Origin of the sequence: Hymenobacter polaris, from assembly GCF_012927305.1 — a bacterium.
Taxonomy (GTDB): domain Bacteria; phylum Bacteroidota; class Bacteroidia; order Cytophagales; family Hymenobacteraceae; genus Hymenobacter; species Hymenobacter polaris.
Map to the genome: position 1 here is coordinate 1364996 of NZ_JABBGH010000001.1, position 24728 is coordinate 1389723.

Consider the following 24728-nt stretch of genomic DNA (forward strand, 5'->3'; position numbering starts at 1 on the left):
TACCACGCTCCCATCCAGCCCCTAGGCCCTACCCCTGGCCTACCTTGCGGCCGTGAAGCTGCGCCTGCACCTGTTCGAGTTTGAAGACCAGCCGTGGTTCCCGCGGGTGCTGCGGGCGGGGCAGATGGACTACCTGCGCTTCATGATTTCGCACCTGGGCACCTACCGCCCGGTGGCGCCGCTGCTGGCCGAGGCTCTGCGCCACAGCCACCAAAGCCAGCTGCTGGAGCTGGGCGCCGGCGCCGGCGGCGGCACCGAAACTGTGCTAGCGGCCTTGCGCCAGCAGCCCGGCGCCCCGCCCGGCCTACGCATCCTGCTCACCGACCTCTACCCCCAGCCTGCCGCCTGGACCGACGTGGCGCGGCGCACCGGCGGCGCCATTCGGGGCCACGCCGCGCCCGTCGATGCGCTGGCCGTGCCGCCGGGGCTGCCGGGGCTGCGGGTCATCTTCTCGGCCTTTCACCACTTTGCCCCCCCTAGGGCCGAGGCGCTGCTGCGCAACGCGGTGGCCGCCGGCCAGGGCGTAGCCGTATTTGAGGGCGCCGCTAAAAGCTGGCTCGAAGTGGGGCTGGCCCTCACGGTGCTCCCGCTGGCCCAGCTGCTGCTCACGCCCTTCTTCCGGCCCTTCCAACTCAGCCGCCTGGTATTCACGTACTTGCTGCCGCTCATTCCGCTTACCACCGCTTGGGATGGCATGGTGTCCATCCTGCGTATGTACCCGCCCGCCGCGCTGCTGGCCCTGGCCCACCGCGCCGACCCCGCCGGCCGCTACCACTGGCAGGCCGGGCAGCTGCGCCACTGGTGGGGCCCTAGGGTCACGTACCTTGTGGGATTTACAGCTCCTACCCCCTAATTCGAAGGAAATGGCCGCCTACCGCTCGGCGCTGAAGCTGCTTCGCATCCCGTTTTCGCTATTTCTGATGCCGGTGTTCTGGTTCGGTATCAGCGCCTTGCGCGGGCCGCTCGACTGGCCTAGGGTGCTCGGGGCGTTTGCGGTGCTGCACCTGCTGGTGTACCCGGCTTCCAACGGCTACAACTCGTACTACGACCGCGACGAGGGCAGCATTGGGGGCCTCAAGGCGCCGCCCAAAGTGACGCCCGAGCTGCTGCGCCTGGTGTATTTATTTGATGCCCTGGGGCTGGCCGGGGCCCTGCTGCTGGGCTGGCGCTTCGCGGCCCTGGTGCTGGGCTACGCGCTGGTTTCCAAGGCCTACAGCTACGAAGGCATCCGCCTCAAAAAATACCCGCTCTGGAGCACGGCCGTGGTGGTGGTGTTTCAGGGAGCCTACACGTTTTTGCTGGCCCAGGTGGGCGCGGGCGCGGGCGCCGGCCCAGGGGCACTCTTCGAGAAAACCAACCTGCTGCTATCGCTAGTGAGCAGCCTATTTTTGTGCGGCTCGTACCCGCTCACCCAAATTTACCAGCACCAGGAAGACGCCCGGCGCGGCGACCGCACCCTGAGTTTGCGGCTGGGCGTGCGGGGCACTTTCGTGTTTGCGGCCCTAGGGCTGCTGGCGGGCGCGGCCACGCTGGCCCTGGCCTACTGGCTGCGCGGCGAACTGCGGGCGCTGCTCATTTTTGCGGTGGCTACCGGGCCGGTGCTGGCCCTGTTCGGGCGCTGGGTGTGGCTGGCCTGGCCCGACCCCACCCACGCCAACCACACCTGGACGATGCGCATGAACCTGGTATCGTCGGTGTGCTTGAGCGCGGCTTTCCTAGCCACGCTGCTTTGGGGCCGCTAGGGCCCTAGGGTGCCCGCCACTACCGCGCGGCCAGGCTCAGGCCTGCGCTTCGGCTGCGGCCAGCTCGGCTTGCAGGGCCTTGGGCAGCGCGGCGCGCACCAGCTGGTACGAGTGCGTGAGCCACTCGCGCTGCTGGGCGAGCGTGGCGCCGGCTCCCACCAAAATGGTGTTCCAGTGCTTTTTATTCATGTGGAAGCCGGGCAGCACGTAGTCGTAGCGCTCGCGCAACTCGGCGGCGCGCTCGGGGTCGCACTTCACGTTAAAGCTGGCAAAGGTTTGCAAGTCGGTGAGGGCGAATACCTTGCCGCCTACCTTAAACACCAGCGTGTCGGGCCCGAAAGGGGTTTCTTCGGTGGCGCCGGCCAGCCCGAGGCAGAAGTCGCGAAACTCCTCGATGTTCATACCGCTCGCTGCTTTAGCGTAAAAACCAGCGGTAGAGCAGCACGCCCAACCCTACCAAAAACATGGCCATGCTCAGCTTATTGATGAAGTGCATGGTGCGCAGGTTGAAGTTGGATTGGCGGCTCGGGTCATTCTTGCGGAAGAAGTAGCCGAATACCGGGCCGAAATTAAAAAGGTCTTTGCCGTTCATATCGGGGCGAGGTTGGGTGTGGCAAAGTAACATCACCTAGGCCAGAAAGATTGACCAAATGACGCATTTAATTAGCCCGGCGCCAAGCCTTGGAGGCAGCCTAAGCCACTTCAGTTTTAATTAACGCCAGGTGCTCGCGCCAGGCCAGCCCGGCAGGCAACACTTCGGCCGAAAACTCCAGGTGCACCACCCGGCGCGGCCTGGGGCTGGTGCTGCGGTGCGAGGCGTGCAGCAGCAGCGGGCGCATCAGCATGGCGCCGCCGGCGGGCACGGCGCACACTTCGGCCGCCGCCGTGTGGCCGGCAATGGTTTCGGCCGGCACCACCCCTAGGCGGTGCGAGCCGGGCACCACCCGCAGCGCGCCGTTGGTAGCGTCGCAGTCGTCGAGGTGCAGGCGCACGGTCACGGTGTTTTCGAGCACGGCCGCCGGGGGCTGCACGGCCACCCAGCTGGCCTTGGCGGTCCAGGGCCCGTAGCCGGGCTGCTCGGCCCGCTCGCGCACGTTTATCATCAAGTCCTGGTGCCAGGCCACCAGCCAGTTAGAGCCCGCCGGCTTGTCGAAATAAATGGCCTTCGTAAGGTGGCAGCCCCTAGGAAACAGCTCGGCCAGCAGCGTGCGTAGGGCCGGCGTATCCAGCAGCGGCCACAGCCCCGGCACCTCGCCCAGCAGGTTGCGGATGGCAAACACGTCCTGGCTGCGCCGAAAGCTGGGGCCGGCCGCCGGAGCCGCCTCAATGCAAGCTAGGATGGCGGCCACCTCGGTGGGCGTATAGAGGCCCGGCAGCGTGGCAAAGCCGCAGGCGGCGAAGTCGGTGAGCACAGTAGGTGGTATGGGTGGCAAAGCTACGGGCGCGGCTAGTCGCCCCAGGCGGCCAAGCCTAAGCCACCGGCCTGGGCCTGTTGCAGAATGTCTTGCAGGGCCGTGCTGCCGCGCATAGGGCAGCTAGATAGTAGAAACAGCTTGTGGCTTACCTGCTGGCTCGACCACCGAAATTTGCCATAGTAGTCGGCGTAAGTTTCAATCAAACCGAGGTGCTGCGCCATCTCAAATTCCTCTTCCTCAATGCCACCCAGGCGGCGCAGCTGGCTACTGGGCGTATTGTTGGGCTGCTCGTCGGCAATCAAATAAAAATCTAGCATACCCTAGGCCCCTACTGGCTCGTCCACCACTTCCTTTTCCACCCATTTCCCATCCTCGCGCATCAGCTCGATTAGCTCGTCTACGGCGTTGGCTTCGGGCACTGCTTTCTTGATGACTTCCTGGCCGCGGTAGAGAGCGATTTTGCCCTTGCCCACGCCCACGTAGCCGTAGTCGGCGTCGGCCATTTCGCCGGGGCCGTTCACGATGCAGCCCATGATGCCGATTTTGATGCCCTTGAGGTGGTCGGTGCGCTGGCGAATCATGGCCGTGGTTTCCTGCAAGTCGAAGAGCGTGCGGCCGCAGCTCGGGCAGCTAATGTACTCGGTCTTGCTCATGCGGGTGCGGGCCGCCTGCAAGATGCCGAAGCTCAGCTGGTTGAGCTGGCCCAGCAACTCCAGCCACGCCTCCTGGCCGCGCGGCGCGTACTGCTCGGTGCCCAGCACAATGCCGTCGCCGAGGCCATCGATGAGCAGGCCCCCAATGTCGGTGGAAGCGTCGAGCTGGGTTTTCTCCAGTGGCTGGTCGCCGTAGGAGCGGCAGTTGATGACGGGGCACGTCACGCCCGCCTCCAGCAGCTTGAAGTAGGCGCGGCGCAGCTCGGGCATGGCGTGGGCGTTCCGGGTTGCCAGCACCAACACCACCGCCATATCGGTGCGCAGCCGGCGCAACAGGTCGGCGTCTAGCTCGGCCAGGCTCAGCATCAAGAAGTTGAGCTGCGGGTGGCGCGACTCGTCGTCCATGTAGGTGCAGGCTGTGAGCAGCGGGAAGTGGTACGGTTGGCGGCCCGCGTCGCGCCAAGCCGTGAAGTTCACGATTTCTTTCAGGCCATTGGGCAGCATAAAGGGCACCGGCCGCTCACCCGTATAGATATAGTCGGCCCCGAGGTCCGACATCTGGAACTTATCCAGAAACGGCGAGTACAGGTGCCCAGCGGCGCGCAGGTCGGCGTACTCTAGCCGGGGCAGGCGCGCGAGGTCGGCCACCACGCGCGGCACGTTCAGGCCCCCGAAGTTGGCCACCTCGTGGGTGCTGCGGCGGTGGTACTGGAAGGGGTCGAGCGGCTCGGGGGCCCCTAGGGGCTCGATGGGCCGGGCCAGGGCGGCGCGGTCTACGTAGCGGTCGATGAGCATACGGGCCACCGGGGCCTCGTGCTCAGGCGCTTCGGTCAGGCTCACGCGCACGGTGTCGCCCAGGCCGTCTTCGAGCAGCGTGCCAATGCCCACGGCGCTCTTGATGCGGCCGTCTTCGGCCTCGCCGGCCTCCGTCACCCCTAGGTGCAGCGGGTAGGGCTGCAGGCCCTCCTCATCGAGCTTCTGCACCAGCAGGCGGTAGGCCTGCACCATCACCTGGGTGTTGCTGGCTTTCATGCTCAGCACCACGTCGTAGTAGTTTTCCTCCTCGCACAGCCGCAAAAACTCCAGCGCCGACTCCACCATTCCGAGGGGAGTGTCGCCGTAGCGGCTCAGGATGCGGTCACTCAGCGAGCCGTGGTTGGTGCCGATGCGCATAGCTGTGCCGTATTCCTTGCAAATTTTGACCAGCGGCCGGAACCGCTCACGAATGCGCTCGACCTCGGCCGCGTAGCTGGCGTCGGTGTAGTCGATTTCCTCAAATTTCTTCTTATCGGCGTAGTTGCCGGGGTTCACGCGCACCTTTTCCACGATGCGGGCGGCCAGCTCGGCGGCGTTGGGCGTGAAGTGGATGTCGGCCACCAGCGGCACGTTGCAGCCCCGCGCCCGCAGCTGCTTCTTGATTTCCAGCAGGTTCTGGGCTTCTTTCACACTCGGTGCGGTGATGCGCACGTACTCGCAGCCGGCCGCCACCATGCGCAAGGTCTGCTCCACCGACCCTAGGGTGTCCATCGTGTCCACGGTGGTCATGCTCTGCACTCGGATGGGGTAGTCGCCCCCCAGCGGCACCCCGCCAATGTTTACCACCCGCGCCCAGCGGCGCTTATATTCGGTCAGGCTGGGGCAATACTGCTTGTTCATACTAGTTAGAAACTACGCGCCAGGAGCGAGGGTTGCGCTTGCGCACAAAGGTAACTTCGGGCCCAGCTCAACGCGGGCTAACCAACTCCGTCCCTCAGGCTGCCGCCTGCATGAATCTCCAGCTAAACCCGCGCAGCGGCCAGCTGCGCCTGCCCAACGGCAGCCTCATTCACCCCGCGCTGCGCCCCGCCGAGGTAGCCGCCCTAGGGGCCAGCCAGCCGCCCACCCACCGCGATATAAGCACTGGCTGGCACTGGTACCACTTGCAGTTCAGCGATACTCCTTATTCCACAGGCCTTAACCTAGGCTTCTTTCAGGAGCAACTGCGCACCTACCATTTTGGCTGGTCCACTGGGTTGCAACCTAAAAGCTGGGACGATTGGAGCGAGGCGGCGGAGCGGCGGTGGGCACAGGAGTTTGACGAGTGGCTCACGCAGCAGGTGGGCCGGGCGCGCACCTTTGCTTGGGGCAGCGCCTGGGCCGGCTACGACCCGCGCAGTGCTGGCAGCAGTATCGTTATCCACTATGCATCGGCCTAGGACCTAGCTACCACAAAAAAGGCCAGCGCGTAGCCGGCCTTTGGTTGCGTTATATCGCTAGGGCCTACTTACCCAGTTGCTTGCGCAGATTCTGCACCTCGTGTTCCAGCTCCAGGTTGCGGAAAGTCACCTTGGCTTCGAGGTCGTTGTAGGAGTTTTGCAGCTGCTCTTGCAGCTGGCGCATCTCCGTTACGTCGGTGTTGGTGCCCAGCCAGCGCACTACCTGGCCCTGCTCGTCGCGCACGGGCACGGCCCGCGTCAGAAACCAGCGGTACTGGCCGTCCGTGCCGCGCAGCGGGAAAGTCAGCTCCCAGGGCTGCCCCTTGGGCCAGGCCTGCGTCACAAATTCCACCACCGGCTTAATGTAATCGGGGTGGTGCACCTTCTCCCAGCCCCAGCCCTCCATCTCTTCCAGGTTAGAGCCGGTGTAGTCGTACCACCGCTTGTTGTACCAGTAGATGTGGCCATCGGGGCGGGCCATCCACGACAGTTGGGCTACGTTATCGGCCAGGGTCAAAAACTCCGATTCGCGCTCGGCCAACTTGTCAGCCGCCTGCTTCTGCTCATCAATGTCGGTGCAGGTGCCAAACCAGGTAGTAATTTGGCCGGCTTCGTTGCGCCTAGGGCAGGCCTGCCCCAAAAACCAACGGTAGCCTCCCTCCTTCGATTTAAAACGGTACTCAATCTCGTAGTCTTCGCCCGTCGCCAGCGAATGGCCCCACACCTGGCGGGCGCGGGCGCGGTCGTCGGGGTGCAGCAGGTTGTTCCACATATCGGGCCCTACGCTGTCGGCCAGCGTGTAGCCCGTGTAGTCCACCCAGCGCTGGTTGAAGTAGGTATGAAAGCCCGTGGGGTCGGTTATCCATACCAGCTGCGGAATAAAGTCAGCTAAAAACTTAAATTCGTCTTCTTGAGCAGACGCAGCGGAGGTAGGGGAAGCGGCAGACACGGCAAAAACGTTTTTCAGAGATAGCAAAAGGTGCAGCACGGTACCCCTAGGGTCGGTCGAGCTGCATTTCCAGCCCCGAGCTGAAATAAAGGTTGAGCTGGCTGCGCGCCCCATCGGCGGTGCGGCGCAGGCGCGTTACCAACGCCCGCAGCTCCTCGCTCGGGAAATTAAGGCGTAGGTAGGGCCGGTTCAGCAGCTCATCGCGCTGCACGTCCCAGCTGCCGGTTTCGGTTAGGCTGGGAGCCTCCAACACCAGTTGCCCACTGCCCAAGTCAAGGTTAGTGGCCTGCGCCAGCGGGCTGGCGGGGTCGGCCCGGTTGAGTACCCGGTGGGCTATTCGCCAAGCGCCGGCCAGGTAGTCGTCGGGCACTTGTTGCAAATTAACGTCGAACAGCAGGTCGGACATAAAAAGAAAGCGGGAGCCGGCTGAATCGCCAGCGCGGCGGTGGGCTAACAAAAATACGGCCAGTCGCCTAGCTGCGCGCAAGGTTTGCGGGCGGCCGCTGCTTCTGTCATTGTTTTCCTAAACCTCTAAAGGTGAGAGGAGGTTGCACGCGGGCACCCAGCGGGGCTTACCCAGGACCTACTCCACTACGCAATATATTGATTAACAGCCGCTAGTTACTTAAATAGTTTTGCCCCCTCGGCAGCCCCGGCCCCGGCGGCGGTCCTTCCGTAAAAGGCAGCCGGGGTCGGCCCAGCGCTGGCCTATTCTTTTTTCATGAAAAAATTTCAGCTTCCTCCTCAAGTGCTGGGGGCCGTGCGCCACACTGGGCACCGGGCCAGCCAAACTGGCCGCTGGGTAAGCCACCTGGCCCTGCGCGCCCTCGACGCGGTGCAGGAAGTGCTGCGGGCCGAAGTAGAGAGCGGCCACGTGCGCCTGGTGGCCGATTTTTTGGCCGACAAGGCCCTGCCCGCCGCCAAGGCTTTGCTACTCGAGCGCATGACGGCCCGCCTGCTGCTGCGCCTAGGGCTGCGCGGCACGCTGCTCACCAACGTGGCCGGCTGGGTTCTACCTTTCGTACTCGAAAAGCTCTTTCAGGCGGCCCGCGCTAGCGGCCTGCTGGCGCGCCTCGAAGCCAACCCCACCGTAGCCGAGGGCCTGCTGCGCCTTGAGGAGCTGCGCCAGCGCGCCGCCCGCCTCATCTTCCCCGACGGGGCCAGTGGTGCCGAAGTACTGGCCGACGAAGAAGCCAACACACCCCTGGCCCTGCCGGGCGAAATCCAGAGTAATTAACTGTATAGCAAGTGTATATGGGCGCGCCTGCCGAGACGCTTGCCTACGCACACGCGTTAATAGCCCTGGCTGAGTTGCACCTCGTTTTCCAACTTCTCGCCGGCTTGTAGGTGCGCTAGGTTGCGTAGTAGCTGTCGCACTTTGCCCTCGGCTTCCTGGAGCTGACCGCCGCCGGTGTGCTGGGTTAGCAGCACCTGGGGCATCGTCCAGAAGGGGTGGTCGGGGGGCAGCGGCTCGCGGGCCGTCACGTCGAGCACGGCCCCAGCCAGCTGGCCGGTGCGTAGAGCCGCCAGTAGGGCCGGCTCGTCGGTGGTGTTGCCGCGCCCTACGGTGGCGTAGAGGCTGCCGGGCGGCAGCGCGGCCAGCAGCTCGGCATCGACGAAGCCAGCGGCGCTGCCCGGTAGGCAGTTCACCACCACGTCGGTAGCTGGCAGGGCTTGCAGCAGCTCGGCGCGCGAGTGCAGCGTGGCGGCCGGGTCGGTGCGGGCCAGCAGCTGCACCGGGCAGCCAAAGCCACCGAGCTGCTGCCGCACGGCCTGGGCAATGGCGCCAGCCCCCAGCAGCAGCACCCGCTGGCCGCGCAGCAGGCCAGTGCGGGCCCGCACGCCCAGGCTGTCCCAGCGCTGCTGGGCTTGCAGGCGCAGCAGCTCGGGCAGGGCCCGGTAGTGAGCCAGCAGGCCGGCTACCATCGTTTCGGCGCAGGGCCAGGCAAAAAAGTCACCCATATTCGCCACTTGGCCAACCACCTGCACTCCTTGATAGCGGTCGAAGCCGGCCGAGTCGAGCTGCCACAGGCGCAGGGCCGGGGGACCGCCCCCGGCCAGCCAGGCGGGGGGCGGGTTGCCCAGCAGCACCTCGGCTTGGCGCAGGGCGCTGGCCTGCTGGTCGGCGGGCAGGTCGAGGCGAAAGGTGGGCTGCACGCCCGGCGGCAGCGCCTGCACGAGCAGGGCGCGGGCCGCCGGGGGTAAATCGGAATAAATAAATAAACGCATGGCTACGTAAAGCAACTGGCAAAAAACCCTAGGCCGCACTTACGTAAAAAGGGCGGCGCTTGCGTAGCACCGCCCTTTTTGCAGGCTGGTTGGCAACTGGGGCTGGCCGCCAAGCCCGAGCCTTGGGCTACCGTAAGTACCCTAGGGCCAGCTTGCCGGGTTTAGTCCTGGCGGTCGATGCCGTGGCTATCGTTCTTCAAATCTTGCTCGGGCGTGGTATCCGAGCCCATCACCTGGCCGGCAGCGGCCATCAGCGCGGCGCTCAGCTTTTCTACGTGCGGGCGGGTGTTGCCCTCGGCGGAGCTAGCCACGCGGGCCGTTTCGGCACCCAGGCGGTGCAGCAGGTGGCCTACCTGGGCGGCATCGTAGGTGCCGCCGTGCAGCAGGGCCTTTAGCGCCTGCAAGTCGGTTACCAGCTGGTGCAGCTCGGCGTTGTGGGTGGCCTTTAGGTCTTCAATCCAGCGTTGCAGGTTGTTGTCAATGCCCGCTCTGGAGGCTTCTTCTACCAGATTGCCGCCGAGCAGCTTAATGGCGCTTTCCAGGTGAACCTGGTGTTGCACTTCTTTCTTTTCCATGGGTGGGGAAATTTATTTTTCAAAACAGCCAGCCGCCCAATGAGGGGCGGCCGGCTTTCCCCAACGTAAAGCGGGGCCATGGGGTTGGTAGCCGGGCGCCAAAAAAGCCCCGCCGGGTGGGGCGAGGCTTCGTTTTTCAAGGTGGTTGGCGGCTACAGCAGGCTTACTCAATCTTATTCATGCGGTCTTTCACAGCTTCCAGCGCCAGGCGCATGTTCACAATGTCGGTGCGGGCGGCTTCCTGCTCTTTCAGGTTGGTATCAATCTGGTTGTTGAGCTGCTGCAGCTCGGCCGCATTGGCAGCCAGCATCTGCTGAATCTCCAGTTTTTTAGCCTTATTTTTTTCGATATCTTTCTTGATTGCGTCCTGTTTTGCGATAACGGCCATATGGCTATTCTGCGAATTTACCAGGGCCTTCTCCGCGTCGGTAATCTGGGCCACTATGTCTTCGCGATACATCGAGCGGGCGAATTCTTTGAGGTATTTCTCGCCTGCCTTCCACTGCGTGGGCGTGCTGGCCTGGCCTAAGTAAGCATTGCCTAAGTCGATGCTCCACCACACGCCGGTGCCCGTCGGCATGGCATCAACGCGGCTGATAACCCGAATGGGATTGGGCGCAATATCAGGAATAGTGACCCCATCCAGAGTGATGATGCCCTTGTTGTTTTTGGCTTTGCCCGGAAACTGCTCATTAAGCTGTTTCATCCAAGCATTTTCTACGCGCTTATTGTCGAGCTGTAAGCTAACGCGCTGGCCTTTGCGCGGAATGCCGTTGATATTCTGGTCGGCCTCATCCACGGGCGAGCGCTGGGCCATCATGCGCAAACTGCCGCCGAGCAAGAGTGCTAGTAGCAACAATAACTTTCGGTTCATAGAAGGGTAGCAATAAATAGGGTAAGGGAATGTAGCGAAGTCGGGTACGGGTAAAAAATGCCGTAGCTTGAGCGTAGTGAACGGTCAAATTTAAGACATTTATTGAAACCGCCTCACCCCGCCAAAGTATAATTTTTACCTTTTTGCCCACTTTCTACAAAAGTTTATACAAACTATTAATTAGGCCCTAGTTTAACTTAAGCTGTTGCCACCCTGTTGCTAGCACTATCCCTTCGCCCTGGCTGCCATCCTAGCCTCCTCGGGGCGGCGCCCTGCCGGCCCTGCCTAACCCCTAAGGCCGCCCGGGGCCAGCCAGTATTTGGCAAATGCAATATCCCGCGCCCCCGCATCCTGCGCCGCTACCCAACCGGATGCTGCCGCCGTGGGCTGCTGGCCCGCCCAGGTTGCGCACCCGCCTTGCAGCTGCTGGCCGCTCCGCCTGGGTGGCACCTATTTAAGTAGTTTATACCCCGCTAGCTGAGCCCAGGTGGCCCCCAATCAGCTCCCTTCCTTATTTCGCTAACTTGACTGCGCTGGCTGGCGCGGTAATCTCGTATGTAGGCCCTAGGGGGTGCTCCGCGAAACGGGCCGTAATTTTGCCGACTATTATGGAGAAGAATCCTGACGACTTGGCGGCGCACCTGCTGCACGCGACGGCCAACGACCACCCCGACGCCCACTTGCCGGCCGGCCTGCGCACGCCCCTGCACCCCGAGGTAGTGGACCGCCCCGACGAGGAGAAAATTGCCGCCATCAGCAAACATTTCCGGGCCATTATGCTGGAGCTGGGCCTCGACCTAGACGACGACAGCCTGGCCGGCACCCCGCACCGGGTAGCTAAAATGTTTGTGCAAGAGTGGTTTAAGGGCCTCAACCCGGCGCATCGGCCCGAAGTGCGGCTGTTTGAGAATCGCTACCAGTACCAGCAGCTGCTGGTGGAGCGCGACATCACGGTTTTTTCGGCTTGCGAGCACCACTTTGTGCCCATCGTAGGCAAGGCGCACGTGGCGTATCTACCGGGCCAGCACGTAGTTGGCCTCAGCAAGCTCAACCGCGTGGTGCAGTACTACGCCCGCCGCCCCCAGGTGCAGGAGCGCCTGACGCGCCAGATAGCCGAGCACCTACGCTTGAGCCTGGGCACGCCCGACGTGGCCGTGTACATCGAGGCCGACCACCTGTGCGTTATGAGCCGCGGCGTGAACGACACCAGTAGCTCGACTATTACCAGCGACTATAGCGGTAAGTTTTTAGAAGACAACCAATTGCGCAACGAGTTTTTGCGGCAAATAGGAAAATAGTGACTAACTACTAGTGACTAGTGACTAATTCGTGCGCGGATTAACACCATGTTGCTGGCTATTAGTCACTAATCACTAGTCATTAGTCACTATAAAATGAAGGTTCTCATTACGGGCGGCACGGGCATGATTGGGCAGCGGCTGGCCGAGCTGCTGATTGATAATGGCCACGAGGTGGCGCTGCTGACCCGCGAGCCCGGCAAAAGCTCGCACTACAAGCTCTTTGGCTGGGACCCGCAGGCGGGCACCATCGACGAGGCCGCCGTGCCCTACGCCGATTGCGTGGTGAACCTGGCGGGCAGCAGCGTGGCCGACGGTAAGTGGACAGCCGAGCGCAAGCAGGAGATTCTGCACAGCCGCCTCGACGGGCTGGATTTGCTGTACCGCGAGCTGCAAAAGCCGGGGCACCACGTGCGGGCGCTGCTATCGGCCTCGGCCATTGGCATTTACGGCGACCGGGGCGACGAGCTGCTGTTCGAGGATTCGCCCACGGCCGCACCGGCCGACGACTTTCTGGCCGACGTGGTGCTGCAGTGGGAAGCCGCCGCCCGCCGCATCGGCGAGCTGGGGCTGCGGGTGGTGCTGCCGCGCATCGGCATCGTGCTCAGCCCCGAGGGCGGGGCCCTGGTACCCATCGCCAAAACCGTGCGCTACGGCGCCGGCGCCCCCCTAGGGTCGGGCCGGCAGTACATGAGCTGGATTCACATCGAGGACCTGTGCCGCCTGCTGGTGCAGATGCTGGAAGCCGAAACCTGGCACGGGGTGTACAATGCCGTGTCGCCGCAGCCGGCTACCAATAAGGAGCTGACCGAAACCCTAGCCCAAGTGATGCACCGCCCGCTGATACTGCCCAAGGTGCCCGCCTTCGGCCTGAAGCTGGCCATGGGCGAGATGAGCGAGATTGTACTGGGCTCGCAGCGCGTCAGCTCACGCAAGGTCGAGAGCCAGGGCTTCCGCTACGAGTACCCGCAGCTGCGGGCGGCGCTGGAGTCGTTCTACGAGCCCGGCTAGCTTAGCAACGGGTTGGTAGCGGCCGGGCGCCCCTAGGGTCCTAAGCCTTCAAAATCAAGTCGGTAGCATCGGCCAGGTTGGCGGCCCGCGGCACCTCCCCTCCTACCGGCTCGGCGTGGCCCACCAAAATGCCGCGCACGCCCACGCGGGCCGCGGCTTCGAGGTCGCGGGCGCGGTCGCCTACCAGCCAGCACTGGGCGGGGTCGAGGCGGAAGCGGGCGATGGCTTTTTCCAGCATCCCGGCTTCGGGCTTGCGCAGGATGGACTCGCTGACCGAGGGGTGGCTTTCGCTCATATACAAGGCATCGAGCTTATAGCCAACGCTTTGCTGCAGCAGCTCGTGCAGCGCCAGCACGTGGGCGCGGGTGTAAAGGCCCTTGGCAATGCCGGCCTGGTTGGTGACGACGAGGAGGTAATAGCCGGCCGCCTTCAGCCGGGCCAGGCTGGCGGGCACGTCGGGCAGCACCCGGAAGCGGTCGGGCGTCCACACGTAGTCGCCCATTTCCTCGTTCAGCACCCCATCACGGTCCAGAAAGATAGCTTTATTTTTAGCCGTTGGCCGTTGGCCGTTGGCTGGTAGCTGTTCGGCAGGAGCGGAAATCGACATTTAGTAGTTATACCTGTACCCCCACAAAGCTAGCAGCTACTGGCGGCTGACTAAAAGCTAAACTATGCGCATTGCCATTATCGGCGGCGGCCTCACGGGCCTCACGCTGGCCTACTACCTGCAAAAAGCCGGGGTGGCCTACGACCTGCTGGAGGCCGACGCCCGGCCCGGCGGCAACCTGCGCTCGGTGGCCGAGGCTGCTGGCTACCAGCTCGAAGCCGGCCCCAACTCGCTGCTGCTGCGCCCCGAGCTAAGCGAGCTGCTGCACGAGCTGGGCCTGGAAGCCGACCTGCAGGAAGCCGCGCCCGTGAGCGCGCACCGCTACGTGCTGCGCGGCGGGCAGTACCAGGCGCTGCCCGCCTCCCCGCCCAAGCTGCTGACCAGCACCTTCTTCAGCTTGAAAACCAAGCTGCGCCTGCTGGCCGAGCTGCTGCGCCGCCCCGCTCCCCCGGTGCCGGGCGAAACAGTGGGCGCGTTTTTCGAGCGGCACTTCGGGCGCGAGGTGGTGGACTACGCGGTGGCGCCCTTTGTGGGCGGCATCTACGCCGGCGACCCCTACGAGTTGCAGCTGGCCCTCACCTTTCCGCAGCTGGCGGCCCTCGAGCAGCAGCACGGCTCGGTGCTGCGCGGGCTGGCGGCCGGCCAGCGCGCCGGCGGCGGCGGCGGCCGGCGCCGCACGGTGGTGCTACGCGGCGGCAACCAGCGCCTCACCGACGCGCTGCGCAGCCGTCTCACGCACTTCCACGCCTACTCGCCGGTTACCGAAATCCAGCGCGATGCCCTAGGGCAGTACCAGCTGCTGGGGCCCGGTGGCACCAGCGTAGCCCCTGGCGGGCCGGCCAGCTACTCGCACCTGGCGCTGGCGCTGCCGGCCTACGCGGCCGCCGGCCTGCTGCAGGCGCTGCACCCCGCGGCGGCCAAGGCGCTGGCCGCCGTGCGCTACCCGCCCATGACGCTGGTGTACTCGGCCTACGACCGGGCGGCGGTGGCGCACCCGCTGGCCGGCTTTGGGGCGCTGCACCCCCCTAGGGAGGGCACCTACGCGGCCGGCGCCATCTGGACCAGCACCCTTTTCCCTGACCGGGCGCCGGCCGGACAGGTACTGTTTACGAGCTTCGTGGGCGGCGCGCCGTTTGCCCGGCAGGCCCAGGCGCCCAAAGCCGAACAGTTGGCCGCCGTCGATGCCGAGCTGCGCCAGCTCTACGGCATCAGCGCGGGGCCGCGCTGGCAGGGGCGCTACTACTGGCCGGCCAGCATTCCGCAGTTTGATGCGCACCTGGCGGCGGCGCGGGCGGCGGTGGCCCCGCTGGCGGCCCTGGGCATCGTGCCGGTGGCCAACTGGATGGCCGGCGTGAGCGTGCCCGACTGCGTGCAATACGCCCGAAAAATAGCTGAGCAGTGGGCGCAGGCCGGGCCGGCAGGTGGGTAGCGGGTTCCGCGCCCACCCAAAAAGCCAGCCCTAGGCCCCCGGCGGCGCGCAACCCTGCTACGGGGCCTGTTATCTTTGTGGGCAATGAGCGACTTGACCGCCGGCCTGGTTTTAATTCCGACGTACAATGAGCGGGAAAATGTGGAGCTTATCATTCGGGCGGTGCTCGGGCTGCCCAAGAATTTCCACGTCCTGATAATCGACGACGGCTCGCCCGACGGCACGGGTACCATTGTGCGCGGGCTGCTGCCCGAGTTTGCGGGCCGCCTGCACCTGGAGGAGCGCACCGGCAAGCTGGGCCTGGGCACGGCCTACCTGTTTGGCTTTAAGTGGGCGCTGGCGCGGGGCTATGAGTTTGTGTACGAGATGGATGCCGATTTCTCGCATAACCCCCTCGACCTGCTGCGCCTGCACGAAACCTGCGCCGTGCTGGGCTACGACCTGGCCATCGGCTCGCGCTACGTGCAGGGCGTGAACGTGGTGAACTGGCCTATGAGCCGGGTGCTCATGTCGTACTTCGCCTCCAAGTACGTGCGCTTCATCACCGGCATGCCCATCCACGACGCCACGGCGGGTTTTAAGTGCTACTCGGCCAAGGTGCTGCGGGCCATCAACCTGCAACGCATTCACTTCGTGGGCTATGCGTTTCAGATTGAGATGAAATGGCTGGCCTACACCCTGGGCTTTCGGCTGCAGGAAGTACCCATCATCTTCACCGACCGCACGCGGGGGCAGTCCAAGATGTCGTCGGGCATTTTCAAGGAAGCGCTCTTGGGGGTGGTGCAAATGAAGGTGAGTAGCTGGCTGCACCCGCCGCGCCGCGCCGACGCGCCCCAGGGCACCCCGCGCGTGGCAGCAGCGCAATAGCCGGTAGCCAGGCCTGTAGCGGCCCCGACTACCGCCTAGGGGCCCGGTTTTGCGTATGAAGCGGCACGACGCTGCCGGATGGAAAATTCACCGCTTTTTTGGATTCTGTTTAACCTGGGCATTATCGGGCTGCTGCTGCTCGACTTGCTGGTGCTCAACCGGCGTGCGCACGCCGTGACGCTGCGCGAGGCCCTGCTGCAAACGGCCGGCTGGGTGGCGCTGGCGCTGTGCTTCAACCTCTACGTGTACCAGCACATGGGCCACGAGGCGGGCCTGCAGTGGCTGACGGGCTACCTGGTAGAAGAGGCGCTGAGCGTAGACAACCTCTTCGTATTCCTATTGATTTTTAGTTACTTCAAGGTTCCCGACGAGCACCAGCACCGCGTGCTGTTCTGGGGCATTCTGGGGGCGCTGGTGCTGCGGGCGCTGTTCATTGTGGTGGGCTCGGCGCTGCTGGCCAAATTCCACTTTCTGTTTTACGTGCTCGGCGCCTTCCTCGTGTACACGGGGGTGCGCATGGCGCTGAGCGGCGGCGGCGACCCCGACATCGACCCGCAAACCAACCCGGTGGTGCGCTTTTTGAGCCGACACCTGCCCATTGCGCGGCAGTTCGACGGGGGCAAGTTTTTCACCACCCGCGACGGGGTACGCTTCGCCACGCCCCTGCTGGTAGTGCTGGCCATGATTGAAACCACCGACGTGGTCTTCGCCGCCGACTCCATTCCGGCGGTGCTGGCCATCTCGCGCGATACCTTTATCGTGTTCACTTCCAACGTGTTTGCGGTGCTGGGGCTGCGCTCCTTGTATTTCGCGCTGGCCCGGCTCATGCACGCCTTCCACTACCTCAGCTACGGGCTGGCGCTCATTCTCATCTTCATTGGGCTGAAGCTGCTGGGCGAAGATTTTTTGCGTGAGCACTTTAACCTTGCGCTCCCGGTGCCGGTTTCGCTCGGGATTGTGGGGGCGCTGCTGCTGGGCTCGGTGGCAGCGTCGCTGCTCTGGCCCAAGCCCGACCAGGAGTAACTAGCCGCCTTCTATCCTTTTATTTTCGCCAGTCTACGTGGTTATCAACGAACCTAATTCCCCCCCTGCCATTGCCCTTTCGTCCCTGGCCGAGCACGTGCAGCAAGGCCTCAGCCAGACACCCAAAACGCTATCGTCCAAGTACTTCTATGACGAAACGGGCAGCCAGCTCTTTCAGCAGATAATGGCCCTGCCCGAGTACTACCCCACGCGCACCGAGTTGGCCATCTTTCGGGCGCAGGGCGCGGCCATTGGGCAGGCCCTAGGGGCCGGCACGGGCCCCGGCGAGCCGCTGGCAGTAGTGGAGCTGGGCGCGGGCGATGGCCTGAAAACCAAGCTTTTGCTGCGCGAGCTACTGGCGGCGCGGCCGGGCGCGGCACCCACCTACGTGCCGGTTGATATTTCGCCCTCGGCCCTGGAGGGGCTGGTGGCCACCCTGCGCCAGGAGCTGCCCGCGCTGCCCACCGAGCCGCTGGCCGCCGAGTACGGCGCGGCCCTGCGCGAGCTGGCCACCCGGCCCGGCGCCAAAGCGGTGCTGTTTCTGGGCTCCAACATCGGCAACTTCGCACCCGCCGAGCAGCAGCAGTTTCTGGCGGCGCTGGCCGAGCCGCTCACGCCGGCCGACCGCCTGCTGGTGGGCTTCGACCTGCGCAAGGACCCTAGGCGCATCCGGGCGGCCTACGACGATGCGGCCGGCGTCACGGCCGCGTTCAACCTCAACCTGCTGCGCCGCCTGAATACCGAGCTGGGCGCTGACTTTCAGCTTGCTGACTGGCAGCACTTCCCCGACTACGACCCCAGTACCGGGGCCATGCGCTCGTGGCTGGTGAGCCGGCGTGCCCAAACCGTGCGGGTGGGGGCCCTGGGGGGGCAGGCCTTCGAATTTGCGGCCTGGGAGGCCATCCACACCGAGAACTCCTACAAGTTTAGCCTGCCCCAGATTGAGGCGCTGGCGGCCGGCGCCGGCCTGCGGGTAGTAGAAGTGTTTGAGGACGGAAACCACGACTTTGCCGACGTGGTGCTGGCCGTAGGGTAACTTTGCGGGCCTAGGCGCGTGCTTAGGTTACCGAGCTGCTGCCATGTTGAAAGCCCACTTCCGCCCCACCCTACTGCTGGCCTACCCGGTGGTACTGAGTCAGTTGGGCCACGTGTTTGTGGGCGTGTGCGATACGGTGATGGTGGGCCACCTGGGCGAGCTGCCACTGGCCGCCGTGAGTTTGGGCATCAGCGTCACGATGTGGCTGCTGGTGCTGGGGCTGGGCATTAGTATGGGCAACTTGCCGCGCGTGGCCGCCGCCCACGGCCGCCAGGACCACGCCGCGCTAGGCCGCCTGCTGGTGGGGGCCGTGTGGACGAACTCGCTGGTGGGCGTGGCGCTGGTGGGCGTGAGCCTGCTGCTGCCGCCGGTGCTGGGCTGGCTGCGCCAGCCGGCCGAGGTGGTAGCGCTGGCTGCGCCCTGGGTGCGGGTCATTGGCGTGTCGCTGCTGCCGCTGATGGTGTTTCAGGGCTTCCGCGAATGGGCCGAGGGCCTAGGCCTGACGCGCCAGGCGATGTACCTCTCCGTGGCCGGCAACCTGCTCAACGCTCTGCTATGCTACGCCTTAATATTCGGACACTTCGGGTCGCCGGCCTTCGGGCTGATGGGCGCGGCCTGGGCCTCGCTGGCGGCGCGGGTGCTGATGGCAGGGGGCATGGTGCTGTTTGTGCTGCGGGCCCCGGCCCTGCGCCCCTACCGGCCCACCACCGCCGGCCAGTGGCTACGCCCCGGCGGCGCCGAGCTGCGCGGGCAGCTGGCCCTCGGCCTGCCCATCGGCGGGCAGATGATGTGCGAAGTAGGCGCTTTTAGCGCCGCGGCGCTGCTGATGGGCTGGATTGGGGTAGCTACGCAGGCCGCGCACCAGGTGGCCATCAACGTGGCCGGTGCCACCTACATGGCAGCCAGCGGCATTTCGGCGGCGGCCACCATTCGGGTGGGCAACCTGCGCGGGGTGGGCGACGCGGCCGGGGCGCGGCAGGCCGGGCTGGCGGCCTACTGGCTGGCGTTCGGCTTTATGGGCACCATGGGCGTGCTGCTGCTACTGCTGCGCCACGTCATTCCGCCGCTCTACGGGGCCGATGCTACCGTGGCCGCCCAGGCCGCCACGCTGCTGGCCATCGCGGCCGGCTTCCAGGTGTCGGATGGCTTGCAGGTGGTGGGCCTAGGGGCGCTGCGGGGGCTGGAGGACGTGAAGGTGCCCTCGGTGGTGGCGCTGCTGGCCTACTGGGCGCTGGCCCTGCCGCTGGGCTACGCCCTGGGCTTTGGGCTGCACCTGGGGGCGGCGGGCATCTGGCTGGGCTTGCTCACGGGCCTCACGGTGGTGGCCGGGGTGCTGCTGCTGCGCTTCTTGCGCCTCAGCCGCCAGCAACCAGCCGCCCCGCCCGCGCCGGGCGAGCTGCTGCAAGGCGCCGAGGCAGTGACAATGCCGCGCCAGCAGGTGGCCTAGGGATAATGTAACACCAAGCTCCAGCTTGGTGATTTGCCGCCCGACTCGTTCCCGCAGCTTCGCCAAGCTGGCACCTAACGTTGCGCGCAGCCGGGGTGGGGCGCCGCTGAAAACCTCACGGCCGGGAATATTTGGCAGGATTTTTTCGTTGGGGAGGCTGGCGCGGCCGGCTGGTGGCGGCGCCCATTTCTTCCTACTATGCGCTCCTACCTGCTGGCTCTGAGCCTGCTCCTAACCCTGCCCGCAGCGGCCCAAACGACTTTGAAGCTGCCGCCGGGCTCTATCCGCTGGTCGGCCGACCGGCCCCTGGTGGTGGCTGATTTTAAAGGTCGGCCCCGCCCGAACGAAGGCCACGCGGCCCTTACCTCGGCCAACATCAACTCGGGCGCCAGCTGCCGCAACGGCATCTTTATGGGTACGGCCCGCGCCAGCTTCGACCCCGGCTCGTCGTGGGTGCGCGAGCCGGCCGCCATGACGCCCGCCCTGCTGCACCACGAGCAGCTGCACTTCGACCTGGCCGAGGTGTATGCCCGCCGCCTGCGCCAGCAGCTGCTGGCCCTGCACGTAGCCTGCGACCAGATGGGGCCCGAGTTCAACCGCCTCAGCCAGGCGGGCTACGCGGCCTGGCAAAAAGCCGAGGACGACTACGACCGCGACACCAGCCACGGCCTCAACAAGCCGCGCCAAGCCGCCTGGGATGCCCAGGTGCAGCAGCAGCTAACTGAGCTGGCCGCTTTTGCCGAGCCCGAGGCCTAGGGGCTCGTTACCTAGTGGTGAAACGAGTTTTGCGGCGCCCCGAAGCGCTTCTCCACCTTTTCCAGCGAGTCGATGACGCCGGCGTAGATTTCGTCCAGGTCCTTGTTGTGCACGGCGTAGTAGCGGTAGCTGCGCTCAAAGCTGGAGTCCTGCTCGCTGATGTGGCGCTGCCAGAGCAAGTCGCGCTGCTGGGCCAAAAAGAGCGCGCGGGCCGAATCGGGCGCCAGGCGGCTCGCCTCGATGCGGGCTTCGAGCAGGTGCAGGCGCACCAGCAGGCTCACCATCTGGTCTTTGGGCACCAGGTTGGCGGGCTTGGGGGCTTCTTCGGGGCGGGCGCAGCCGGCCAGCAGCAGCAGGCTGGTGGCCAGGGCGCGCGGCAGGTGCGAGGGGGGCAGCAATTTCACTGCCCAAAAATACGTTCGCCTCGGCGTAGCTTCGCTGGCCAACCGCTTTTGCCATGACGCCCACCCCGCCCCCCGCGGCGCTGCCGGCCAGCCTCACAGCGCTGGTGCGGCGCCTGCGCCACCTCGAAATTCGGATGCGCCAGGCCGTGGAGGCCCAGCTGCAAGGCAACTTCGGGTCGGTGTTTCGGGGCAACGGGCTGGAGTTTGACGACGTGCGCCTCTACCAGTACGGCGACGAGGTGCGCTCCATCGACTGGGCCGTGAGCAGCAAGGGCCACGGCACGTTCGTAAAAACCTACCGGGAAGAGCGCGAGCAGCAGGTGCTGGTGGCCCTCGACGTGAGCGCCTCGCAGCGGGTGGGTGGGCGGGCCGGCAGCCCGCGCAAGCTCGACGTGGGCCGCGACCTGGCCGGGGTGCTCGCCCTGTCGGCCGCCCGCCAGGAGTCGGCGCTGGGCCTGCTGGCCTTCTCCGACCAAAAAGAGCTGTTTTTGCCGCCCGCCAAGGGCTTGCGCGCCGCCTACACGCTGCTGCAGCGGCTCTACGGGCTGGTGCCGAACTCCACCTACACCAGCGTGGGCGCGGGCATTCGGCAGGTGCTGGGGCTGCTGCGCCACCGCACGCTGGTAGTGCTGATTTCCGATTTCATCGACCAGAACTACGAGCGCGAGCTGGCCATGCTGGCCCGGCGGCACGACCTGGTGGTGGTGCAGCTGGTGGCGGCCCAGGAAACCGCGTTTCCGGCCCTGGGCATCGTGCCGCTGCGCGACGCCGAAACCGGCCTGCAGCGCTGGGTCGATACCTCGGCGCCCAGCTTTCAGGCCAGCCTGGCGGCCCAGGCCGAGGCGCGGCAGCTGGCCCTGCGCACGCTGTGCCGCCGCCTGCGCGTGGCGCTGCTGGCCGTGCCCACCGACGAAGACTTTGTGCCCCAGCTGGTGGGGCTGTTTCGGCAGCGCCGCTAGCGCCGGGCGCCAGTGCGGCGCGCGCCCGACCTTTGCCGCCGGGCGCCCCCTAGGGTGCTGTTACGTTTGGCATGAGACTTACTGGTTGCTGGCTTTTGTGCGCTTTGCTGGCCCTAGGGGCGCCCGCCTGGGCCACCCAGGGGCCGGTGGGGCGCTTCTCGCGCGCGGTGGTGGAGGTGGGCCAGCCCTTCGACTACGAGCTGCGCTACCGCCACGCGCCCGGCGCGGAGGTGGTTTTTCCCGATTCGCTGGCCGACTTCGGCACCCTGGAATACAACGGGCGCACTTGGCAGCCCACGCGCACCCAGGGCGGCCGCAGCCTGGACGTGGTGGTGTACCACCTGCGCACCTTCGCCCTCGACTCGGTGCAGCGCCTGCAGCTGCCGGTGCTGGTGCTGCGCGGCCCCCGCGATACGCTGCGCCTGCTGCCCCCGCCGGTGGCCGTGCGCCTGCACCGCACCGCGCCCGAGTTGCCGCCCGGCCGCCGGGGCCTGCCCATGCTGCGCGAGGGCTACCAGCAGCTGCCGCTGGCCCCGGCCTTCAACTACCCGTTTTGGCTGGCGGGCCTCGGGGGCCTGCTGCTGCTGGCGGGCGGCGCCTGGGCGGTGGCCGGGCGGCGCGGGCTGCAGCGCTACGCCCGCTACAAGCGCCGCAAAAACCACGTGTACTTCCTGGCCCAGCTGGCGCGCTACGCCGAGCGCTTCACGCTTTCGCGCTCGGCAACGCAGGTAGAGCGGGCGGTGGTGCTCTGGAAAAACTACCTCTCCAGCCTCGAAAGCACCAACTTGGCCTCGCTTACTACCAGCGAGCTGGTGGCGCACTTCGACAACGACGAGGACGTGCGCCGGGCGCTGCGCGCCACCGACCGCGTGGTGTACGGCAACCTGCTGAGCGAAGACGCCCGCGAGGTAGACGCCGCCTTTCAGCGCCTGCGCGCCTTTGCCGAGCGCCAGTTTGAACAAACGAGCGTGGGCTAGCGCTTGTTAAGTTGGCCTCGCTCGTTTAGCGTGTAGTATGGCTACCCAAGCTTACCCTGGCCGCCGGCTTTGGAGCATCGCCAAGCCCTAGGGCTAGCCCCGCACCGACTGCATGACATTGCTAATTCTTCATTGCTCATTGCTCATTGCTAATTGCTCATTATCAATTACTTCCTATGCCTCACTTAGTAGTACTCACCGGGGCCGGCGTATCGGCCGAGAGCGGCATTCGCACCTTCCGCGATACGAATGGACTGTGGGAGGAGCACCGCATCGAGGACGTGGCCACGCCCGAGGCCTTTGCCCGCAACCCGGCCCTGGTGCTCGATTTCTATAATAAGCGCCGCGCCCAGGCCCGCACCGTGGCCCCCAATGCCGCCCACCTGGCCCTGGCCGGCTTCGAGGAAGCGCCGGGCTGGACGGTGAGCATCATCACCCAAAACGTGGACGACCTGCACGAGCGGGCCGGCTCGCGCCAGGTGCTGCACTTGCACGGCCGCCTCAACCAAATGCGCTCGGTGCGCAACGAAAACCAGGTATTTGACATTGAAGGCGACATTGCCCTAGGCGACTTGGCGCCCGACGGCGGCCAGCTGCGGCCCCACATCGTGTGGTTTGGCGAAATGGTGCCTGCCATCGAGGAAGCCGCCGAAATCGTGAGCACCGCCGACGCGCTGCTGGTGGTGGGCACCTCACTGCAGGTGTATCCGGCGGCGGGCCTGCTGCACTACGCCCCCGCCGGCTGCCCGGTCTACGTTATCGACCCGCACCAGCCCGAGGTGAGCGGCCGCCGCGGCGTGCGCTACGTGGTGGAGCCCGCCAGCACCGGCGTGCCTAAGGTGCTGGTGGCATTGGCAAAGGAGTAAGTCGGTAAAAGGGTAAGTGAATAAATGAGTAAAACAGGCGGTCATGCTGAGCTGGCCGAAGCATCTCTACCGCGTAACTAATCCCAACGTTTGGAATTAGTTACGCGGTAGAGATGCTTCGGCCAGCTCAGCATGACCGCCTGTTTTACTCATTTACTCATCTACCCATTTACCGCCCGGTTTGCGCGGGGTATTGGCGCAGCATGCCGGTGTCAAAGGGCGTCCAGAGGGCGGCGCGCTGGCCGGCTACCTTCAGGCCGTTGTTCGACCAGGTATTGCAGGTGTTGAGGAAGCTGTAGTGGTGCTTGGCGTTGTAGAAGGCGTCATGGTCGGCGTAGCTGTGGCCCGGCAGCCACTCTACGCGGCCCTGCGCATCGCGCTGAAACGTGGCCTGGATGTAGGCGATGAGGCGACGGTACTGCGTGGGCGTGAGCGGCAGGTAGGCGCAGTTGGGCCCCGGCGTCAGCTCGGCTTGGTGGAAGTAGGTGACGTGCATAGCCGTGGTGTTCAGCCAGAAGCCGGCCTGCACGGCCGTGCTCAGCTTCAGGTCTTTCCACTCGGGCGTGTCGAGGTAGAAGCCCTTGTCGCCCCAGCCGATGCCCACGAAGCGGTAGGTGGTGTCGCCCGAAGTGGTGTGCGCATAAGGCAACTCCTGGCTCCAGTCCAGCACGGCACTGCGCACGGGCATTACAAGGTCGGTGTGCACGCCGTTGGAGTGGATGTAGAACGGGATGGTGGCTGCCTCGGTGGTGGGCTGGGCCGGCACCGACACGCGCTCAATGAGCTTGGCCGCCCCGATGTAAAGCAGGGCCAGGCCCACAAAAACGAAGAAGCCGTAGAAGATAACTTGTAGAACCAAGCGGAGCGCGACCAGCATAAAGCGGATTATTTTTGCTTCTCATACGCGGTTAGCTTAAAAGTAACCCGTTTCCTTTCCCGCTTTCTTTGCCCGCTATATGGCCGAGCCTATCGAAGAGATTTACGCCATCCCGGCCGAGTACCGCAAGATGGAGAACACCCACATCCTATTTTGGCTAGTAAAGGATATCAGCTGGTGCCTGGTGTGGAAGCTGCTGGGCATTCTTATGATTGCGCCCACCCTAGGCATCGCGCTCGTCATCGCCTGGCGCACGCGCCACCTCAAGTCGGAGCTGGCTCACAACCTGGCCATCGTGTTCTGGATTACGGCCAACTCGTACTGGATGCTGAGCGAGTTCTTCGGCTTCGAAAACGCGCCCATCGGCCACCTCACCGACGGCAAGCACCTGGCCGTCATTCCCTTCGGCATCGGCTTGGGCATTCTGGCCTGGTACTACCTCGTTACCAAGCCCCGCGAAGCCCGCGAGGCGCAGGTAGCCACGCTGTAGGGGATATAAAGAATGTGAAGATGTAGCGATGTGGAAATGAGCAAAAATA

General features: G+C 65.1%; 29 protein-coding genes. 16 read left to right on the forward strand and 13 right to left on the reverse strand.

The annotated features are described in order from the left end of the window. The first annotated feature begins 52 nt into the window (after nt 1-52). Complete coding sequence (locus HHL22_RS05780; protein WP_169529994.1) at nt 53-853, forward strand: class I SAM-dependent methyltransferase; 801 nt, start codon at nt 53-55, stop codon at nt 851-853. A 10-nt stretch (nt 854-863) separates the two neighbouring features. Then, nucleotides 864-1742, forward strand: coding sequence for a UbiA family prenyltransferase (locus HHL22_RS05785; protein WP_169529995.1), 879 nt, complete (start codon nt 864-866; stop codon nt 1740-1742). 36 nt (nt 1743-1778) lie between these two features. Here HHL22_RS05785 and HHL22_RS05790 read toward each other — a convergent pair whose 3' ends face one another. The 5 genes from HHL22_RS05790 to ispG all read right to left on the reverse strand — a co-directional run bounded on the left by HHL22_RS05790 (nt 1779) and on the right by ispG (nt 5466). Beyond that, nucleotides 1779-2144 (reverse strand): MmcQ/YjbR family DNA-binding protein, encoded by a 366-nt coding sequence (locus HHL22_RS05790; protein ID WP_169529996.1) that lies wholly within the window; start codon nt 2142-2144, stop codon nt 1779-1781. Nucleotides 2145-2157: 13 nt separating this feature from the next. After that, entirely contained in the window at nt 2158-2334 is a 177-nt protein-coding gene (locus HHL22_RS05795) for a DUF6728 family protein (protein WP_169529997.1), read from the reverse strand. Nucleotides 2335-2434: 100 nt separating this feature from the next. After that, on the reverse strand, nt 2435-3154 hold the full coding sequence (locus HHL22_RS05800) for a phytanoyl-CoA dioxygenase family protein (RefSeq protein WP_206680687.1): 720 nt from the start codon (nt 3152-3154) through the stop codon (nt 2435-2437). A gap of 35 nt (nt 3155-3189) precedes the next feature. Further along, complete coding sequence (locus HHL22_RS05805; RefSeq protein WP_169529998.1) at nt 3190-3474, reverse strand: hypothetical protein; 285 nt, start codon at nt 3472-3474, stop codon at nt 3190-3192. A gap of 3 nt (nt 3475-3477) precedes the next feature. Continuing rightward, on the reverse strand, nt 3478-5466 hold the full coding sequence (ispG, locus tag HHL22_RS05810; protein WP_169529999.1) for a (E)-4-hydroxy-3-methylbut-2-enyl-diphosphate synthase: 1989 nt from the start codon (nt 5464-5466) through the stop codon (nt 3478-3480). Between the two features lie 110 nt (nt 5467-5576). Here ispG and HHL22_RS05815 point away from each other — a divergent pair, with 110 nt between their 5' ends. Beyond that, entirely contained in the window at nt 5577-6005 is a 429-nt protein-coding gene (locus tag HHL22_RS05815; RefSeq protein ID WP_169530000.1) for a hypothetical protein, read from the forward strand. Nucleotides 6006-6069: 64 nt separating this feature from the next. On the opposite strand, the gene HHL22_RS05820 is transcribed toward HHL22_RS05815, so the two are convergent. Both HHL22_RS05820 and HHL22_RS05825 read right to left on the reverse strand, forming a co-directional pair. Beyond that, complete coding sequence (locus tag HHL22_RS05820) at nt 6070-6954, reverse strand: PAS domain-containing protein (protein ID WP_169530001.1); 885 nt, start codon at nt 6952-6954, stop codon at nt 6070-6072. Nucleotides 6955-7000: 46 nt separating this feature from the next. Then, entirely contained in the window at nt 7001-7360 is a 360-nt protein-coding gene (locus HHL22_RS05825) for a hypothetical protein (protein ID WP_169530002.1), read from the reverse strand. A 315-nt stretch (nt 7361-7675) separates the two neighbouring features. Here HHL22_RS05825 and HHL22_RS05830 point away from each other — a divergent pair, with 315 nt between their 5' ends. Beyond that, nucleotides 7676-8191, forward strand: a complete 516-nt coding sequence (locus HHL22_RS05830) for a hypothetical protein (protein ID WP_169530003.1) — start codon at nt 7676-7678, stop codon at nt 8189-8191. A gap of 56 nt (nt 8192-8247) precedes the next feature. Here HHL22_RS05830 and HHL22_RS05835 read toward each other — a convergent pair whose 3' ends face one another. The 3 genes from HHL22_RS05835 to HHL22_RS05845 all read right to left on the reverse strand — a co-directional run bounded on the left by HHL22_RS05835 (nt 8248) and on the right by HHL22_RS05845 (nt 10632). Further along, complete coding sequence (locus tag HHL22_RS05835) at nt 8248-9183, reverse strand: D-2-hydroxyacid dehydrogenase (protein ID WP_169530004.1); 936 nt, start codon at nt 9181-9183, stop codon at nt 8248-8250. A gap of 161 nt (nt 9184-9344) precedes the next feature. Further along, on the reverse strand, nt 9345-9758 hold the full coding sequence (locus HHL22_RS05840; RefSeq protein ID WP_169530005.1) for a hypothetical protein: 414 nt from the start codon (nt 9756-9758) through the stop codon (nt 9345-9347). Nucleotides 9759-9921: 163 nt separating this feature from the next. Then, nucleotides 9922-10632 carry a hypothetical protein gene (locus HHL22_RS05845; protein WP_169530006.1) on the reverse strand — a complete coding sequence of 237 codons (711 nt, stop codon included), beginning with the start codon at nt 10630-10632 and terminating at the stop codon, nt 9922-9924. Between the two features lie 608 nt (nt 10633-11240). Between HHL22_RS05845 and folE the strand changes: the two genes are divergently transcribed. Together folE and HHL22_RS05855 are read left to right on the forward strand one after the other, a co-directional pair. Continuing rightward, nucleotides 11241-11930 (forward strand): GTP cyclohydrolase I FolE, encoded by a 690-nt coding sequence (gene folE, locus HHL22_RS05850; protein WP_169530007.1) that lies wholly within the window; start codon nt 11241-11243, stop codon nt 11928-11930. A gap of 96 nt (nt 11931-12026) precedes the next feature. Continuing rightward, a complete protein-coding gene (locus HHL22_RS05855; protein WP_169530008.1) occupies nt 12027-12941 on the forward strand; it encodes a TIGR01777 family oxidoreductase in 915 nt (304 codons plus the stop codon). 40 nt (nt 12942-12981) lie between these two features. On the opposite strand, the gene HHL22_RS05860 is transcribed toward HHL22_RS05855, so the two are convergent. Beyond that, nucleotides 12982-13548: a D-glycero-alpha-D-manno-heptose-1,7-bisphosphate 7-phosphatase gene (locus HHL22_RS05860; protein ID WP_169530009.1), complete on the reverse strand. Its 567-nt coding sequence runs from the start codon at nt 13546-13548 to the stop codon at nt 12982-12984. A 64-nt stretch (nt 13549-13612) separates the two neighbouring features. Here HHL22_RS05860 and hemG point away from each other — a divergent pair, with 64 nt between their 5' ends. The 6 genes from hemG (at nt 13613) to HHL22_RS05890 (ending at nt 20106) form a co-directional block, all read left to right on the forward strand. After that, nucleotides 13613-14977 carry a protoporphyrinogen oxidase gene (gene hemG / locus HHL22_RS05865; protein ID WP_169530010.1) on the forward strand — a complete coding sequence of 455 codons (1365 nt, stop codon included), beginning with the start codon at nt 13613-13615 and terminating at the stop codon, nt 14975-14977. A gap of 84 nt (nt 14978-15061) precedes the next feature. Continuing rightward, nucleotides 15062-15844, forward strand: a complete 783-nt coding sequence (locus HHL22_RS05870) for a polyprenol monophosphomannose synthase (RefSeq protein ID WP_195809228.1) — start codon at nt 15062-15064, stop codon at nt 15842-15844. A gap of 78 nt (nt 15845-15922) precedes the next feature. Next, nucleotides 15923-16867 carry a TerC family protein gene (locus tag HHL22_RS05875; protein WP_169530011.1) on the forward strand — a complete coding sequence of 315 codons (945 nt, stop codon included), beginning with the start codon at nt 15923-15925 and terminating at the stop codon, nt 16865-16867. Between the two features lie 37 nt (nt 16868-16904). After that, the gene (gene egtD, locus HHL22_RS05880; RefSeq protein ID WP_169530012.1) at nt 16905-17903 is read left to right on the forward strand and encodes an L-histidine N(alpha)-methyltransferase; all 999 of its coding nucleotides are present in this window, start codon (nt 16905-16907) and stop codon (nt 17901-17903) included. 43 nt (nt 17904-17946) lie between these two features. Beyond that, nucleotides 17947-19350, forward strand: coding sequence for an MATE family efflux transporter (locus HHL22_RS05885; RefSeq protein WP_169530013.1), 1404 nt, complete (start codon nt 17947-17949; stop codon nt 19348-19350). A 198-nt stretch (nt 19351-19548) separates the two neighbouring features. After that, nucleotides 19549-20106 carry a DUF922 domain-containing protein gene (locus HHL22_RS05890; protein WP_169530014.1) on the forward strand — a complete coding sequence of 186 codons (558 nt, stop codon included), beginning with the start codon at nt 19549-19551 and terminating at the stop codon, nt 20104-20106. Between the two features lie 11 nt (nt 20107-20117). On the opposite strand, the gene HHL22_RS05895 is transcribed toward HHL22_RS05890, so the two are convergent. Further along, nucleotides 20118-20510, reverse strand: a complete 393-nt coding sequence (locus HHL22_RS05895) for a DUF4296 domain-containing protein (protein WP_169530015.1) — start codon at nt 20508-20510, stop codon at nt 20118-20120. A gap of 53 nt (nt 20511-20563) precedes the next feature. On the opposite strand from HHL22_RS05895, the gene HHL22_RS05900 reads away from it, so the two are divergent. From HHL22_RS05900 to HHL22_RS05910, 3 genes are all read left to right on the forward strand, one after another. Beyond that, nucleotides 20564-21469, forward strand: coding sequence for a DUF58 domain-containing protein (locus HHL22_RS05900; RefSeq protein WP_169530016.1), 906 nt, complete (start codon nt 20564-20566; stop codon nt 21467-21469). Between the two features lie 71 nt (nt 21470-21540). Further along, entirely contained in the window at nt 21541-22446 is a 906-nt protein-coding gene (locus HHL22_RS05905; protein ID WP_169530017.1) for a hypothetical protein, read from the forward strand. 176 nt (nt 22447-22622) lie between these two features. Continuing rightward, a complete protein-coding gene (locus HHL22_RS05910) occupies nt 22623-23312 on the forward strand; it encodes an SIR2 family NAD-dependent protein deacylase (protein ID WP_169530018.1) in 690 nt (229 codons plus the stop codon). A 169-nt stretch (nt 23313-23481) separates the two neighbouring features. Here HHL22_RS05910 and HHL22_RS05915 read toward each other — a convergent pair whose 3' ends face one another. Continuing rightward, a complete protein-coding gene (locus tag HHL22_RS05915; protein WP_169530019.1) occupies nt 23482-24171 on the reverse strand; it encodes a TIGR02117 family protein in 690 nt (229 codons plus the stop codon). Between the two features lie 97 nt (nt 24172-24268). On the opposite strand from HHL22_RS05915, the gene HHL22_RS05920 reads away from it, so the two are divergent. Further along, nucleotides 24269-24679 carry a hypothetical protein gene (locus HHL22_RS05920; RefSeq protein ID WP_206680688.1) on the forward strand — a complete coding sequence of 137 codons (411 nt, stop codon included), beginning with the start codon at nt 24269-24271 and terminating at the stop codon, nt 24677-24679. Nucleotides 24680-24728 lie beyond the last annotated feature (49 nt).